We start from the raw sequence: 15,891 nt of genomic DNA, 5'->3' as shown, positions 1-15,891 counted from the left end.
GGTCTCGTGAGTCGGGTCACAGGAGGCGGTCGATGACGGCGGTGGACGGGCGCTCGACCCGTTGGGACGATCATCGCGCGGCGCGGCGCACCCAGCTGGTGAACGCCGCGCGCAAGGCGGTGCACCGGCACGGTCCCGGCGTCTCCATGGACGAGATCGCCACCGAGGCCGGTACGTCGAAGTCGATCGTCTACCGCTACTTCGAGGACAAGGCGGGGCTGCGGCTCGCCGTCTCCTCCGCCGTCGTCGCCGACATGCACGACGCGCTGCGCCAGGCGGCGGAGGCGGCCCCGACCCCGCTCGCGGCCCTGCGGGCCATGGTGCGGGTGTACCTCGAGATGATCGAGCACTCGCCGCACGTCTACTGGTTCGTGACCCGCACGTCGATCGCCGGCGTCGAGCCCGCGGACTCCGCGGTGCCGGCCGAGCCCGCCGACCGCCGGCCGGGCGTCGTCGGCACGGCCGACGCCCCGCTGAGCGCCTACCTCGACTCGGTCATCGAGCTCGTCGCGCGCCCGTTCGCGCAGGTGGCCGACGTGCCGCCGGGCGTCGCCGCCGCGTGGGCCGCGGGCGCCGTCGGCTTCGTGCGCGGCGCGGGGGAGTGGTGGCTCAGCCACCCCGACGAGCGCCCCGAGCGCGAGGAGCTCACCGAGCAGGTCACGCGGTGGCTGTGGCACGGCCCCGTCGGCGTCCTGCACGACACCCTGCACGGCGCCGCGCCCGCCACCGAGCCGGCCACCGAGCCAGCCACCGAGCCAGCCACCGCGCCCCGGCCCCCGGCGCCGACCCCCTGACCGCCGGCACGGACGCCGGCCCTTCCCACGGAAGCACGGAGAACCACCGATGACGACGACCTCCGACCGCACCGCACCCGAGCCGACCACCGACCCCACGGACGCGACCGAGGCGACGACCGGCCCGGCGGCCGGCTCGGCGGCCGGCGTGGAGCCCGAGCCCGCCGAGACCGACCGGCTCACCGGACCCGCCTTCGTCCACGAGGCCGCCGCCGCGGCGGCCGCCCCGGGCGAGCCGCCGGCGCCCGCGGCGCCGGCCCGGCGCCTCCCCGTCGGGCGGCCCGCCGCCGACGACCCCCGCGTCGACGTCCCCGCGCTGGAGCACCTGCTGCTCGGCCGCTGGCCGCAGTGGCGCCAGGCCGCCCGCGACCGCGCCACCGACCCGGACTTCTGGAAGGACGAGTCGCTGTCGATGGCCGAGCACCGCGAGCGGGTGCTCGAGCAGCTGCGGCGCCTGGCACAGGAGGAGGCCAAGCAGGTCTGGCTGGCGTTCCCCGAGCGCCTCGGGGGCGGCGACGCACCGGGCGCGAACCTTGCGGGGTTCGAGGAGCTCGCCCTCGCCGACCCGTCGCTGCAGATCAAGGCGGGCGTGCAGTGGGGCCTGTTCGCCGCGGCGATCCTGCACCTGGGCACGCCCGAGCAGCAGGACCGCTGGCTCCCCGGGGCGATGGACATGTCGGTACCCGGGGCGTTCGCGATGACGGAGACCGGGCACGGCTCCGACGTCGCCGCGATCGGCACCACGGCCACCTACGACCCGCAGACCCAGGAGTTCGTGATCCACACGCCGTTCCGCGCGGCGTGGAAGGACTACCTCGGCAACGCCGCCGCGCACGCCACGGCCGCGACCGTGTTCGCCCAGCTCGTCACGAACGGCGTCAACCACGGCGTGCACTGCTTCTACGTGCCCGTGCGCGACCCGGGGACGATGGAGTTCCTGCCCGGCGTGGGCGGCGAGGACGACGGCCTCAAGGGCGGCCTGCGGGGCGTCGACAACGGCCGGCTGCACTTCACCGAGGTCCGCGTGCCGCGGGAGAACCTGCTGGCCCGGTACGGCCGGGTGGCCGAGGACGGCAGCTACACCTCGCCGATCGACAGCCCCGGCCGCCGCTTCTTCACGATGCTCGGGTCACTGGTCCAGGGGCGCGTCTCGCTCGACGGCTCGGCGTCGGTGGCCGCGAAGGTCGGCCTCGCGATCGCCGTGCGCTACGGCGCCGAGCGCCGCCAGTTCACCGGCGCCTCGCCCGTCGACGAGGTGGTGCTGCTCGACTACGCCACGCACCGCCGCCGGCTCTTCCCCCGCATCGCCGAGACCTACGCGATCCACTTCGCGCACGACCGGCTGCTCGACCTGTTCGACGAGGTGTTCTCCGGCGCGGGCGACACCCCCGAGAACCGCGAGGACCTCGAGACCATGGCGGCCGCGCTCAAGGCGACCTCCACGGACTTCGCCCTGAAGACCCTGCAGGAGTGCCGCGAGGCCTGCGGCGGCGCCGGGTTCCTCACGGAGAACCGCATCACGAGCCTGCGGCACGACATGGACGTGTACGCCACGTTCGAGGGCGACAACACGGTGCTCCTGCAGCTCGTGGCCAAGCGGCTGGTGGGCGACTACGCCCGCCAGCTCGGCCGGCAGGTGCGGAGCGGTCCCGGCATGGCGCGGTTCGTCGTCGACCAGGCGGTCGACCGGGCGCTGCACCGCACCCCGCTCGCGCGCGCGGTGCAGGTCGTCGAGGACGTCGCCGGCGGCCGCGGGCTGCTCGACGCCGCGACGCAGCGCGAGCTGCTCGCCGACCGCGTCGCCACCAAGGTGGAGGAGGTGGCGCTCGCGCTGCGCCCGGCGCAGAAGGCGGACCCGGTCACGGCCCAGCGCCTCTTCGACGACAACCAGGTGGCGCTCGTGGACGCCGCCCGCTCCCACGCCGAGCTCGTGCGCTGGGAGGCCTTCACCACGGCGCTCGAGAAGGTCGAGGACGCCGGCACGCGCCGGGTGCTCACCTGGCTGCGCGACGTCTACGCCCTCACGGTCGTCGAGCGCGACCTCGCCTGGTTCCTGCTGCACGGGCGCCTGTCCGGCCAGCGCGGCCGCGCCGTCGCCCCGGCGCTCGAGGAGCTGCTGGTGCGCCTGCGCCCGCACGTGCTCGACCTCGTCGACGCCTGGGGCTACGGGCCTGACCACCTGCGCGCGCACATCGCCAGCGGGGCGGAGAAGCAGCGGCAGGACGAGGCGCGCGCCTACTACGCCCGCCGGCGCGCCGAGGGCACGGCCCCCGTCAGCGAGAAGGCGCTGCGCAAGCAGGAGAAGGCCGCCCGGCGCTGACCGGCGCTGAACGGCGCTGACCGGCGCCGACCCGGTTCAGGCGGCGGCCGGCGACCCGACGTCGCCGGCCGCCGCCTGCTGCGGCGGTGCCGGCTGCTCCGGCCCCGGGGCGGCTGCCTCGGCCCCGACATCGCTCTCGACATCGCTCTCGGCCTCGCTCTCGGCCCCGCTCTCGGCCTCGTCGTCCGCCGTCGCCGCCCCCGCCGGTGCGGGCCCGGACAGGGTCACCGTCCGGGTCGCGCCCCGCTCGTCGACCGGCGTGGTCAGCGCCAGGACGACGGCCAGGACGACGGCGACCACGGCGGCGCCGGCCGCGACCGCGGTGTGGCCGAGGGCGGCGGCGGTGCCGAGCACGACGCCGTCCAGCAGCACGGCGGTCCCCGCGACGAGTGCGCGCGTCATCCCACGTCCCCTCCCGCACGCGGTGCCATGCGGCATCGTGGTCGCGCGCGCCCCGGTGTGCCGGCGTCGTCGTCGGGCCTGGCGCTCTGCGGCCTCAGCACCATGGGACGCCGCCGCCGGGCGTCTCGCCAGCGGGCGGCGCGGCGGCCGTCACACCGGGGCAGTGGCCGGCGTCACGGCCCGCGCGGCGGCGCTGTGCCTACGCTCCCGCGGTGAGCTCCCAGAGCACCTCGGCCGCCCGGCCGGTCCGCATCGACGCCGCCCGCCGCCGCTCGATGATCGCCTCCGCCGTCGGCAACGGCCTGGAGTGGTTCGACTGGAACATCTACGTCGTCTTCACGCCGTTCCTCACCGCCGCGCTGTTCGACCCCGGCGACCCCGCCTCGTCGCTGCTGCAGGTGCTGGCCATCTTCGGCGTCGGCTTCGTGTTCCGGCCGGTGGGCGGCATGCTCGCCGGCTACCTGGCCGACCGGTACGGGCGGCGCACGGTGATGATGGCGACCATGCTGACGATGTCGGCGGCGTCGCTGCTCATCGCCGTGACGCCCGCCTTCGCCGTCGCCGGCGTGGGCGCGTCGGTGCTGCTGCTCCTCGCGCGGCTCGTGCAGGGGATGGCGCACGGCGCCGAGTCCACCGCCGGCTACGCGTACATCGCCGAGATCGCCCCCGCGCCGCGGCGCGGCTTCTTCTCCTCCACGCTGTCCACCGGCGTCCTGGTCGGCTCGATGCTCGCCTCCGCGCTCGGCTGGGCCCTGACCGGCCTGCTGCCGGACGACGCCATGGCGGCGTGGGGCTGGCGCGTCCCGTTCGCGGTCGGCTCGCTGCTCAGCGTGGCCGTGCTGGTCATGCGCCGCCGCATGATGGAGTCGGAGGCGGTCACGGAGGAGCTGGCGCACGAGGACCTCGGCGCGCCGGCGGACCCGCGCGTGCGCCGCGCCGTCTTCTGGTCCGGCTTCCGCATCTTCTGGTTCGTCGCGGCCATCACGATCGTCTTCTACACCTGGCTCACGTCCGCCTCGACGCTGGCCACCACCCAGCACGGCATGGACGCGTCCGCCGCGTTCGCCTCCAGCCTCGTGGCGCAGGCCGTGTGCGTGTGCCTCATGCCGGTGGCGGGCCTCGTGAGCGACCGCGTCGGCCGCCGCCCGGTGACCCTGGTGTTCGCGCTCGGGTTCGTGGTGCTGAGCTTCCCGCTCATGGGGATGATCAGCGACGCCCCGTGGACGCTGCTGGTCGCGCAGACCGTCGCGCTGTGCTTCGTCGCGTGCGGCAACTCGATGTACTCGGCGCTCCTGGCGGAGCAGCTGCCGACACGCTACCGGGCCCGCACGATCGGCATCGCGAACTCCCTCAGCGTCGCGATCTTCGGCGGCACCGCGCTGTACCTCAACCAGTGGCTGTTCGGGCTCGGCCTGCAGTGGGTGTTCACCCTCTACTTCGTGCTCGTGTGCCTCGCGGCCGCCGTGGCGGTGTGGTTCATGCCGGAGCGCAAGGGCGTCGAGCTGCGGCACGTCTGAGCACGTCTGAGCACGTCTGAGCACGTCTGAGCACGTCGGAGCACGTCTGAGCACGGCGGCCGGGGCCCGGCCCCGGTCCCGGCGGTCACCGGTCAGCCGTCGCCCATCGTGGACGCCCGCACGACGAGGCGTGGCGGGGACGGCTCGACACCGTGCGACGGGCGGCCGTCGATGGCCGCGAGGAGCAGCTCCGCGGCGCGCTGGCCGAGGCGCTCCAGCTGCGGGTCGACCGTGGTCAGCGGTGGCCGGCTGGCCATGGTCATGACGTCCCAGTCGTCGTACCCGGTGACGGCGACGTCCTGCGGGACCCGGATCCCGCGGTCGCGCAGCCGGTCGCAGCCGCCGCGGGCGAGCTGGTCGGACGCGAAGGCGACGGCGTCGAACGGGAGCGGCTCGCCGGCACGGTGGTCACCGAGCAGCAGGTCGACCGCCAGCCGGCCCCAGCGCTCGGACCACTCGCCGTACAAGGGCTCGCCGGCGCGCTGCAGGCCGTGCTCGGCCAGCGCGTCGACCAGGGCGTCGTGGCGCAGGGTCGAGGCCAGCTGGTCGCCCCGGCCTCCCACGTAGGCGACCCGCCGGCGGCCGAGCGACAGCAGGTGGGCGGCGACGGCGCGCATGCCCGCGGTGTCGTCGGGCACGACCGACGCGTCGTCAGGGTCCTGCGAGGGGGCGAACGCGTAGACGACCGGCATCGGCACGTGGATCGGCGGGCGCGGGTCCACGGTGCGGCCGGTGACGATGATGCCGTCGACGCGCCGGGCGACGAGGCTGCGCACGTGGTGCTGCTCGCGCACCGGGTCGTGCCTGGCGGTCGCGAGGAGCGCCGAGATCTGCCCGCCCACCAGGGCGTTCTCCGCGCCGAGCACCACGGGTAGCGAGAAGCGGCCGGCGGAGTCCGTGCTGAGCAGCCCCACCGTGAAGCTGCGGCGCGCCGACAGGGAGCGTGCCGTCGCGTCGGGGACGAACCCGAGCCGTTCGGCCGCCTCGCGCACCCGCGCCCGCGTGGCCGGGCGCAGCGAGCCCGTGTCGTTGAGCGCCTTGGACACGGTGCTCGGGGACACGCCGGCGAGCGCGGCCACGTCCGTGATCCGGACGACGCCGGATGCCTCCGCCATGGTCGCCTCCCTCGGTTTTCCGGCCGTTCCGCGGCGGGCCCCGGGGAACGCATCCCTCGATCCTAGCCGCGCATCCGATACTGGGTGTTGACGGTGGTGCGGCGCGTCCCTACCGTAGTCGGAAATCGGATTCCTAGCTTCCGGATCGCGATCCCGTCCTCAAAGGAGAGGTGCATGACGACGACGACGCAGCGGCCCGCCGGCCAGACCACGGGACGCGGCCCCGTCGCACCCACCAGCTCCGCCATCGCGGCCCTGCGGCCGCTGCCGCCCGGTGCGGCGTCGATCGACGGCGGGCTGTGGGGGCACCGGCTCCGCGCGAACCGCGAGGCCTCGGTGCCGTCCGGCCTCGACCGGCTGCACGAGGCGGGCAACCTGCGCAACCTCGAGATCGCCGCCGGGCAGGCCGCGGGCGAGGCGCTCGGCCCGGTCTTCGCCGACTCCGACGTGCACAAGTGGCTCGAGGCCGCCGCGTGGGAGTACGGGCGCGAGGCCGACGCGAGGCTGCTCGAGGACGTGCTCCGGGTGACCCGTGCGGTGGCCGCGGCGCAGGCGCCGGACGGCTACCTCGACTCCGTGCCGCAGCTGCGCGGCCTGGAGCGGTACACCGACCTCCCGTGGAGCCACGAGCTGTACTGTGCGGGGCACCTGTTCCAGGCGGCCGTGGCGCAGTCGCGGGCCACCGGGCGGCGGGAGCTGCTCGACGTGGCCGTCCGGCTCGCCGACCATCTCGTCGCCACGTTCGGCGACGCCGAGGGGCAGCTGCGCGAGGTGGACGGCCACCCCGTGGTCGAGATGGGCCTCGTCGAGCTGTACCGGGAGACCGGGACGGCCGCCTACCTCGAGCTCGCCCGCTGGTTCGTGGAGGCCCGCGGCACCGGCATCATCGCGGGCCACGGCAAGGCGCCGACCTACTTCTCCGACCGCGTGCGCGTCCGCGAGGCCACCACCGTCGAGGGCCATGCCGTCCGCGCCGTCTACCTCGGCGCCGGCGCGACCGACGTCGCCGTCGAGACCGGCGACACCGAGCTGCTCGCCGCGCTGGAGCGCCAGTACGCCGCGATGGTCGACGCCAAGCAGTACATCACCGGCGGGCTGGGCTCCCGGTGGGAGGGCGAGGCGTTCGGCGACCCGTACGAGCTGCCCGCCGACCGCGCCTACGCCGAGACGTGCGCCGCGATCGGCGGTGTCCAGTGGGCGTGGCGCCTGCTGCTGGCCACGGGCGACGCCCGCTACGCCGACCAGATCGAGCGCATGCTGCTCAACGGCTTCCTCGCCGGGCTGTCCCTGGCCGGGACCGAGTACTTCTACGTCAACCCGCTGCAGGTGCGCGCCGACGCCCACGCCGACGAGGAGCGCACCCCCGCCAGCGGCCGGCTGCCCTGGTTCGGCTGCGCCTGCTGCCCGCCCAACGTCATGCGCACCCTCTCCAGCCTCGAGGGCTACCTCGCCACCACCACCGGCGACGCGGTGCAGCTGCACCAGTACGCGCCGGGGACGCTCGCGGTGGCGCTCGACGGCGGCACGCTGCGGCTGCGGGTCGAGACCCGCTACCCGCACGCGGGCCGCGTCGTCGTGCACGTCGAGGAGGCGCCGGCCGGCGCCCGCCTGGCGCTGCGCGTCCCGGCGTGGGCCGACGGCGCGACGCTCGACGGCGCCTCCGTGGCGCCGGGCGCCTACGCGACGGTGGACCGGGCTCTCGTGGCCGGGGACGTCGTCGTCCTCGAGCTGCCCGTGGCCCCGCGGCTGACGACGGCGGACCCGCGCGTGGACGCGGTGCGTGGCTGCGTCGCGATCGAGCGGGGGCCGCTCGTGTACGCCCTCGAGCAGGGCGACCAGGAGACGGGCGCCGTCCTCGACGACGTGCGCATCGACCCCGCGGCGGCCCTCGGCGAGGAGGAGCGGCCGGACCTGCTGGGCGGCGTCGTCGTGGTGACGGCGCAGGGGGCGGTCGCCGAGCGGCCCGCCGTCCCGGCCGGCGCCGGGCCGTACCGGCCGGCCGGCACCGCGCCGGCCGCGTCCCGCCCGGTCACCCTCCGGGCGATCCCGTACCACCTGTGGGCCAACCGCGGGCCGCAGGCCATGCGGGTCTGGGTGCCGGTCGTGTGAACCACGGCGGGGCGCCCGCGGGCGCCCCGCCGCACGCCGCGGCACCGACGCCGTGGCGGAGTCGAGCGCCCGCGGGGGCGCCGGAGGCTCGAGCGCCCGCACGGGCGCGAAGGAGGAGAGCGATGGAGCTCACCAGACGCCAGCTGCTCGCGCTGCTCGGGGCGGGTGGCACGGCGGCGGCGCTCGCCGGCTGCGCGCGCGACGTCCCGGTCGTGGACGTCGGCGCGCCGGGGTTCGGCGACGGGGCGCGCGGGACGGTCGACCTGTGGTGCCGCTCGGACACCGTCAACGGCGTGCAGGCCGTGGTGGACGCGTTCCACGCGGCGCAGGACCGGATCCGGGTGCGGCTCACCCCCATCCAGAACGGCCAGTACGTCACCAAGGTCGCCACGGCGATCCGCGGCGGGCGGGTGCCCGACGTCATCGACATCGACGACATCTACTCGACCCAGTTCGCGTTCCGCGACGCGTTCACGGACCTCACCCCGCTCGTCGAGGAGCTCGCGCTCGGCGACGCGCTCAGCCCGGGCCACCTGGCCCTGGCGACCAAGGACGGGCGCCACTACGGGATCCCGTTCCTCGGTGACTTCTCCGTGCTGTTCTGCAACACGGAGCTGTTCGACCGCGCCGGCCTCGACGTGGACGAGCACACCGGTTCCTTCGACGGGATCCTCGAGGCGGCCCGCGCGATCTCCGCGCTGGCCGACGACGTGTACGGCTGGTCGTACCCGGGCAACGCGTCGGGCGCGCTGGGCTTCACCGTGCAGCCGCACGTGTGGGCCACCGGCACGGACCTCATCGCCGGCGAGGTCGGCGACCAGCGCGGCCACGTCGAGGGCAACGACGCGGTGCGCCGCACGCTCGACCTGCTGCGCACCTTCTGGGCGGAGGGCCTGGTGCCGCCGGGCAGCTTCGCCGACGACGCGTCGCGGTGGTCGGCCGACTACGTCGCCGGCCGGCTGGGGATGTTCCCCGCCGGGTACGGCGTCGTGGCGCCGAACGCGTCGCCCGAGCTGCTCGAGCGCACCCGGGTGGTGCTGCTGCCCGGGCCCGACGGCGGGCGCAGCTTCTTCGACGGCGGCGACAACCTGTGCATGCCGGTGGGCGGCAGGAACCCCGAGGCCGCCGCCGAGCTCATCCGCTTCGCCGTCGCCCGGGAGCAGCAGGCACGGATGCCCGAGGGCTACTACTCGCCGATCCGCTCGGACGTGGCGACCCCCGAGTTCGCCCAGCGGTACCCGCTCGTGGTGCCGCCGCTCGAGACGCTCGAGTCCGGCTACGCGCCGACCACGCTCGCGTACAACCTCATCTACAACCAGCAGGACGGGCCGTGGCTGCGCATGTTCCGCCGCGCCGTCTTCGACGGGGAGGTCGATGCCGCCATGGCGGAGGCACAGTCTACGTACGACCGGATCCTGCGGCAGGCCCAGGCATGAGCGCGCCCGCGGTCCCCCGCGCCGGCGTCACGCCGCCGGCCGCGCGCGCCGCCCGGGACGAGCGCCGCCGTCCGGCGCGCCGCCGCGGCACGCTCACCCACCCCGACCGCACCGGCATCCTGCTGGTGGCGCCCGCGGTGGCGTTCGTCGTCGTCTTCGTCCTCGTGCCGCTCGTGGCGGCCGTGGTCATCTCGCTGACGAACTTCCCGCTCATCGGCTCGTTCCGGTTCATCGGGCTCGAGAACTACGCGGCGGTGCTCACCGACCCGTCCTTCTGGCGCGCGGTCGGCTACACGCTGCTCTACACCGCGATCGTCACCGGCCCGATCCTGCTCGTGGGCTACGTGCTCGCGGTCGTGGTGCGCGCCAACCGTCGCGGCGCCACGCTGCTGCGGACGGTCTTCTTCGTCCCCTACGTGATCGGGCTGACCACGCTCAGCTTCCTCATGCTCCTGGAGGCCCAGCCCAACAGCGGCATGGTGAACGTCGTCCTGCGCGCCCTGGGGATCACCGACGGCACCACCGCCTGGCTGGTCGACGGCCCGCTGGCCACCGGGCTGCTGTGCGTCATGGTGATCTGGGGCGTCTCCGGCCTGACCATGGTGCTGCTGATGTCCGGGATGCAGGGCATCCCCCGCGAGGTCTACGAGTCGGCCGAGCTCGACGGCGCGTCCTGGTGGGTCCGGGAACGGTCGATCACCGTCCCCATGCTGCGGCGCACGATCGCCATGACCGTGATCCTGTCGGTCATCGGGTCGTTCCTCGCGTTCACGCAGTTCTACATCCTGACCCAGGGCGGCCCCGGCTCGGACACCACCACGGTGGTGCTCGCGATCTACCGGCGGGCGTTCGTGCAGCTCCAGCTGGGGGCCGCGACGGCGATGTCGCTGGTCCTGGTCGTCATCACCGGACTGGTCACCGCTGCGCAGTTCTGGCTGCTGCGGGAGAGGAGCTGACATGGCCACGATCGCCCCCGCCGCCCGGCGCGCGGCCGGCGCGGCGTCGGCACGGCCGTCCGCGCGCGGACGCACCGGCCAGGACGGCGCGTCCGGTCCCGAGCGGGACACCCGTGTCCGGCGGACTCTCTACGTCGTGGGCGGCACGCTCGCCGCCCTGGTGTTCCTCGTGCCCCTGCTGCTGGCGTTCGTGCGCGCCGGCCAGCCGGGCGACGTCGTGGTCGCGGCGCCCGACGACCGGTTCCTCGACCTGTCCGCGGTGAACTTCCGGGCGATCCTCGACCAGCCGGAGATCTGGCGCGGCATCGTCAACTCGGCGGTCGTCTCGGTCGCGACGGCGCTGCTCACGGCCGTGCTCGCCACCCTGGCGGGCTACGGGTTCGCCAAGTTCGGCTTCCGCGGGCGCTCGGCGCTGTTCGGCCTGGTCCTGGTGACGCTCATGGTGCCGTTCCAGGCGATCCTCACGCCGCTGTACCTGCAGATGAACGCCATGGGCCTGACCGACAGCCTCCTGGGGCTCGTGCTCTTCTACACCACGATGAACCTGCCGTTCGGCATCTTCGTGATGCGCAACGCGTTCGAGGCGGTACCGGGGGAGATCGAGGACTCCGCGCACGTGGACGGGGCGGGCACGCTGCGCCTGCTCGTGTCCGTGCTGCGTCCGCTGGTGGTGCCGGGCGCCGCGACGGCGGCGCTGTACGCCTTCCTGGCCTCGTGGACGGAGTTCCTCGGTGCGCTGACGTTCCTCACCGACTCGGCCCTGTACACGCTGCCGGTCTCGCTGGTGAACCTCCAGCAGGGCGCCTACGGCCAGGTCGACTTCGGCCTGCTGGCCGCCGGGTCCGTGGTGGCGATGGTCCCGTGCGTGGTGCTGTACGTGGCGCTGCAGCGGTACTACGTCGCCGGGCTCGCGTCCGGCTCGGTCAAGGGCTGAGCGCACCGGGAGGTGGCGCCGGGGGGCGGGCGGCGGCGCCCGCCCCCCGGTGCGGGCCGGAGCGCGTGCGCCCGCCGGTAGACTGGCCGACGAACCCCGGCTCCGACCGATGCCGGATGCCGGCCCGCGCCCGCCGTCGCTCCCGCGACACCCGGCGCGGGCGGTGATCACCCGGTCGGGGCACCGCGCGAACCGAGGGACCTTGATGACCGCTCCTGCCGAGTCGTCCGCCGCCACCTACCAGCGCCCGGTGCTCGACACCGTCGAGCACGCTGCCGAGACCCCCGACGAGGTGCAGCCGTACGCGGACCTCGGCCTCAAGGCCGACGAGTACCAGCGCATCCGCGACATCCTGGGCCGCCGGCCCACCGCCGCGGAGCTGGCCATGTACTCGGTCATGTGGTCCGAGCACTGCTCGTACAAGTCCTCCAAGGTGCACCTGCGCAAGTTCGGCGAGCGCGTCACCGACGAGATGAAGGAGCACCTGCTCGTCGGCATCGGCGAGAACGCCGGCGTCGTCGACATCGGCGACGGCTGGGCGGTGACCTTCAAGGTCGAGTCGCACAACCACCCGTCGTTCGTCGAGCCGTACCAGGGCGCGGCCACCGGCGTCGGCGGCATCGTGCGCGACATCATCTCGATGGGCGCGCGGCCCGTGGCCGTGATGGACCAGCTCCGCTTCGGCGACGTCGAGCACCCCGACACCGCCCGCGTGGTGCACGGCGTGGTCTCCGGCGTCGGCGGCTACGGCAACTCCCTCGGCCTGCCGAACATCGGCGGCGAGCTCGTGTTCGACGCCTCCTACCAGGGCAACCCGCTGGTCAACGCCCTGTGCGTGGGCGTGCTGCGGCACGAGGACATCCACCTGGCCAACGCCTCGGGCGTGGGCAACAAGGTCATCCTCTTCGGCGCCCGCACGGGCGGCGACGGCATCGGCGGCGCCTCCATCCTCGCCTCGGAGACGTTCGAGGACGGCGTGCCGGCCAAGCGCCCCAGCGTGCAGGTGGGCGACCCGTTCATGGAGAAGGTGCTCATCGAGTGCTGCCTGGAGCTGTTCCAGGCGAAGGTCGTCGAGGGCATCCAGGACCTCGGCGCCGCCGGCATCTCCTGCGCCACCTCCGAGCTGGCCTCCAACGGCGAGGGCGGCATGCACGTCGACCTCGACTCGGTGCTGCTGCGCGACCCCACGCTCAACGCCGGCGAGATCCTCATGTCGGAGTCGCAGGAGCGCATGATGGCGGTCGTCCGGCCGGAGAAGCTGGACGAGTTCCTCGCCATCACGAAGAGGTGGGACGTCGAGACGTCGGTGATCGGCGAGGTCAACGCCTCCGGCCGCCTGACGATCGACCACCACGGCCAGCGCATCGTCGACGTCGACCCCAAGACCGTGGCGCACGAGGGCCCGGTCTACGAGCGCCCGTACGCCCGCCCCGCCTGGCAGGACGCCCTCGTGTCCGACACCACCGCCGCCGCCGGCCTGGCCCGCCCGGGCACGGCCGACGAGCTGCGCGCCACCGCGCTGCGCCTGCTCGCCGCGCCGAACCTCGCCTCCAAGGCGTGGGTGACCGACCAGTACGACCGCTTCGTGCAGGGCAACACCGCCCTGGCCCAGCCGGACGACGGCGGCGTGGTGCGCGTGGACGAGTTCACGCACCGCGGCGTGGCCCTGGCCACCGACGCCAACGGCCGCTACGCCAAGCTCGACCCGCGCGCCGGCGCGGCGCTCGCGCTCGCCGAGGCCTACCGCAACGTGGCCACCGCGGGCGCCGAGCCCATGGCCGTCACGGACTGCCTCAACTTCGGCTCGCCGGAGAACAGCGACTCGATGTGGCAGCTCGTCGAGGCGATCGAGGGCCTGGCCGACGCGTGCCAGGAGCTCGGCGTGCCGGTGACCGGCGGCAACGTGTCGCTGTACAACGAGACCGGCGAGCCCGGCCGCGTCGACTCCGCGATCCACCCGACCCCGGTGGTCGGCGTGCTCGGCGTGCTCGACGACGTGCGCACCGCCGTGCCGTCCGGCTGGCGCGCCGCCGGGCTGAGCCTGCTGCTGCTCGGCACCACCGCCGACGAGCTCGACGGCTCGGCCTGGGCCGAGGTCGAGCACCGCCACCTAGGCGGCGTGCCGCCGCGCGTCGACCTGGCCGCGGAGCGGGCCCTGGCCGAGGTGCTCGTCGGCGCCCGCAAGGCCGGCCTGGCCGTCGCCGCCCACGACCTGTCCGAGGGCGGCCTCGCCCAGGCCCTGCTCGAGGCGTCGCTGCGCTTCGGCGTCGGGGCGCGGGTCACGGTCGCGCCGGTCACGGAGCGCGACGGCGTCACCCCGTTCGCCGCGCTGTTCAGCGAGAGCACGGCCCGCGCGCTCGTCGCGGTGGACCCGGCCCGCGAGGCCGAGCTCGTCGCCGCGGCGCAGGCCGCGGGCGTGTCGGTCGCCCGCCTCGGCGAGACCGGCGGGGACGCCGTCGTCGTCGAGGGGCCGATCGACGGCGGCGCGCTCGAGATCTCGCTGGCCGAGGCCCGCGAGGCGTTCGAGGGCACGCTGCCCCGCATCTTCGGCTGACGCCGCCGCCGTGGGCGGGCCCGGGCGACCGCCCGGGCCCGCCCACGGCCGTCTCCGGGTGCCGCCGGGGCCTCGGCGCGCGCCGTCAGCCGGCGCCGAGCGCCTCGTCGAGCACCGCCCCGGCGAACCCGGGCGCGAGGTCCGGCACGTGCTCGGCGCCCTCGACGCTCCACAGCGTGACGCTCGTGCCGTCGTCGCAGCCGCCGTAGGTGGTCACCGACGTCTCGGCGCCGGGCTGCGACTCCTCGACGTCGAGCGCGCGCGGCGTCGTGGCGGGCTCGGCGTCGCACCCGTCGAGCCGCGCCCAGGCCCCGACCGAGTCCCGCGCGGACGGGTACGGGAACGGGCCGTTGCTGCCGCCCTCGTACCGGATGGTGGAGTCGGCCGTGCCGTGCACCTGCAGCACGCTCACCGGCCGCGCCGGCGCGCAGGCGTCGGCCGAGGCCGGCATGGCGCCGGCCAGGGAGACCACCGCGCTGACCAGGTCGGCGTGCTCGCACGCCATCCGGTAGGCCATGAAGCCGCCGTTGGAGTGGCCGGCGACCACCACGCCGTCCGGGTCCACGGCGTACCCGGCGGCCACGGTGCGCAGCACGTCCGCGAGGTGGCCGGCGTCGTCGACTTCCGGGCCGAAGAAGTTGCAGCACGCCTCGGTGGCGTCCCAGAACAGCCGCCCGCCGCCATCGGGCGTGCCCTCGGCGAGCACGTACAGCAGGCCGCGACGCTCGGCCTCGGCGCGCAGCCCGAGCACGGCGTCGACCTCGTCGGCGGTGGAGCCGAACCCGTGCAGCAGCAGCACGAGCGGGGCGGGGTCGGCCGGGTCGTACGACGACGGCACCACCAGGCGTACAGGACGCTCGCCGACGTCGACGGTGCCCTCCGTGCCGGGGGCGATCGCCGGCGGCGGCACCGCGCCGGCCGGCGGCGCGGGAGCGGTGCTCGGCCCCGCGGAGGGCCCCGCGGAGGGTCCGGCGACGCTCGGCCCGGGCGCGTCGTCGGGGGGCGGCGGGTCGTCCGGCGTGCACGCGGCGAGCAGCAGCACGCCGAGGACCGCGGTGAGCACCGCGACGAGGACCGCGGGGCCGGCGGCGGGGCCGGCGGCGGTGACGGCGGCGGTGACGGCGGCGTGCGGACGGCGAGCGACCGGCATGTCCCGATCCTCGCGCATGCGCGCCGCGCGCTCCATAGAGTGGAGACGACCCGTCCTTGGAGTCCCGCGATGTGGCGCACGGCCCTCGGCTCGACGACGGTCGCCGCGCTCACCGCGGTGGCCGCCCGGGCGCCGCTGTGGCCGCTGCACCGGCGGCGCGGTCCCCGCCGCCCGCGGCGGGTGCGACGTCGGCACCGCCGCATCCCCGGCCCCGACCCGCTGGCCACGCTCCGCCTGCAGGTCCGCCTCGGTGAGCTGGCGCACCAGCTGCGCGACGTCGAGCAGGACCCGCAGGTCTACGCCCGGGCCCACCACTGGCTGGCGACGCAGGGCGCCTACGACGCGCTCCTGCGCGAGGCGGGCCGGCTCGCCGGCGTCCCGGTCGACGACCGCCCGCTGCGCGCCGGCGAGCACGCCGCCGCGGCGGAGCGCCTGCGCCTCGAGCTGGAGCTGGCGGAGCGCGGCTGGTCGTGGTGAGGGCGGGGCCGGCGCCCCGACCGGCACGCGACGCGCGCACGTGGGGTGCGCGACGGGCGCACGACGGCGAGACGCCCGAGGGCGGCCCCGCCGCAGCGGGACCGCCCTCGGGCGTCATGCTCTCCGG

The 15,891-nt window shown here is 75.4% G+C and carries 12 protein-coding genes; 9 read left to right on the top strand and 3 right to left on the bottom strand.

The window, feature by feature from the left end; translation table 11 throughout:
- The first annotated feature begins 32 nt into the window (after window positions 1–32).
- On the top strand, window positions 33–794 hold the full coding sequence (locus U5M74_RS08515; protein WP_410908045.1) for a TetR family transcriptional regulator: 762 nt from the start codon (window positions 33–35) through the stop codon (window positions 792–794).
- A 49-nt stretch (window positions 795–843) separates the two neighbouring features.
- Window positions 844–3,114 (top strand): acyl-CoA dehydrogenase, encoded by a 2,271-nt coding sequence (locus U5M74_RS08510; RefSeq protein WP_410908043.1) that lies wholly within the window; start codon window positions 844–846, stop codon window positions 3,112–3,114.
- 36 nt (window positions 3,115–3,150) lie between these two features.
- On the opposite strand, the gene U5M74_RS08505 is transcribed toward U5M74_RS08510, so the two are convergent.
- Window positions 3,151–3,516, bottom strand: coding sequence for a hypothetical protein (locus U5M74_RS08505; protein WP_410908041.1), 366 nt, complete (start codon window positions 3,514–3,516; stop codon window positions 3,151–3,153).
- A gap of 212 nt (window positions 3,517–3,728) precedes the next feature.
- On the opposite strand from U5M74_RS08505, the gene U5M74_RS08500 reads away from it, so the two are divergent.
- Window positions 3,729–5,033: an MFS transporter gene (locus tag U5M74_RS08500; RefSeq protein WP_410908039.1), complete on the top strand. Its 1,305-nt coding sequence runs from the start codon at window positions 3,729–3,731 to the stop codon at window positions 5,031–5,033.
- 92 nt (window positions 5,034–5,125) lie between these two features.
- Here U5M74_RS08500 and U5M74_RS08495 read toward each other — a convergent pair whose 3' ends face one another.
- Window positions 5,126–6,148 carry a LacI family DNA-binding transcriptional regulator gene (locus U5M74_RS08495; protein WP_410908037.1) on the bottom strand — a complete coding sequence of 341 codons (1,023 nt, stop codon included), beginning with the start codon at window positions 6,146–6,148 and terminating at the stop codon, window positions 5,126–5,128.
- 174 nt (window positions 6,149–6,322) lie between these two features.
- Here U5M74_RS08495 and U5M74_RS08490 point away from each other — a divergent pair, with 174 nt between their 5' ends.
- The 5 genes from U5M74_RS08490 (at window position 6,323) to purL (ending at window position 14,137) form a co-directional block, all read left to right on the top strand.
- A complete protein-coding gene (locus U5M74_RS08490) occupies window positions 6,323–8,257 on the top strand; it encodes a glycoside hydrolase family 127 protein (protein ID WP_410908035.1) in 1,935 nt (644 codons plus the stop codon).
- Window positions 8,258–8,379: 122 nt separating this feature from the next.
- Window positions 8,380–9,693: an ABC transporter substrate-binding protein gene (locus tag U5M74_RS08485; RefSeq protein ID WP_410908033.1), complete on the top strand. Its 1,314-nt coding sequence runs from the start codon at window positions 8,380–8,382 to the stop codon at window positions 9,691–9,693.
- Window positions 9,690–10,649 carry a carbohydrate ABC transporter permease gene (locus U5M74_RS08480; RefSeq protein ID WP_410908031.1) on the top strand — a complete coding sequence of 320 codons (960 nt, stop codon included), beginning with the start codon at window positions 9,690–9,692 and terminating at the stop codon, window positions 10,647–10,649. The genes U5M74_RS08485 and U5M74_RS08480 overlap by 4 nt, the downstream gene beginning before the upstream one ends.
- Window position 10,650: 1 nt before the next feature.
- Window positions 10,651–11,583, top strand: coding sequence for a carbohydrate ABC transporter permease (locus tag U5M74_RS08475; protein WP_410908029.1), 933 nt, complete (start codon window positions 10,651–10,653; stop codon window positions 11,581–11,583).
- A gap of 205 nt (window positions 11,584–11,788) precedes the next feature.
- Window positions 11,789–14,137: a phosphoribosylformylglycinamidine synthase subunit PurL gene (gene purL, locus U5M74_RS08470; RefSeq protein WP_410908027.1), complete on the top strand. Its 2,349-nt coding sequence runs from the start codon at window positions 11,789–11,791 to the stop codon at window positions 14,135–14,137.
- Window positions 14,138–14,222: 85 nt separating this feature from the next.
- Here the strand turns inward: purL and U5M74_RS08465 are convergent, their stop codons facing one another.
- On the bottom strand, window positions 14,223–15,287 hold the full coding sequence (locus U5M74_RS08465) for an alpha/beta hydrolase family esterase (RefSeq protein ID WP_410908025.1): 1,065 nt from the start codon (window positions 15,285–15,287) through the stop codon (window positions 14,223–14,225).
- A gap of 69 nt (window positions 15,288–15,356) precedes the next feature.
- On the opposite strand from U5M74_RS08465, the gene U5M74_RS08460 reads away from it, so the two are divergent.
- Window positions 15,357–15,764, top strand: a complete 408-nt coding sequence (locus U5M74_RS08460; RefSeq protein ID WP_410908023.1) for a hypothetical protein — start codon at window positions 15,357–15,359, stop codon at window positions 15,762–15,764.
- The last annotated feature ends 127 nt before the right edge of the window (window positions 15,765–15,891 follow it).

The organism is Puerhibacterium sp. TATVAM-FAB25, from assembly GCF_046535855.1.
GTDB lineage: Bacteria > Actinomycetota > Actinomycetes > Actinomycetales > Cellulomonadaceae > Puerhibacterium > Puerhibacterium variabilis_A.
Note: the sequence above shows the minus strand (reverse complement) of the source record. Positions and strands in the feature narration are given on the sequence as shown.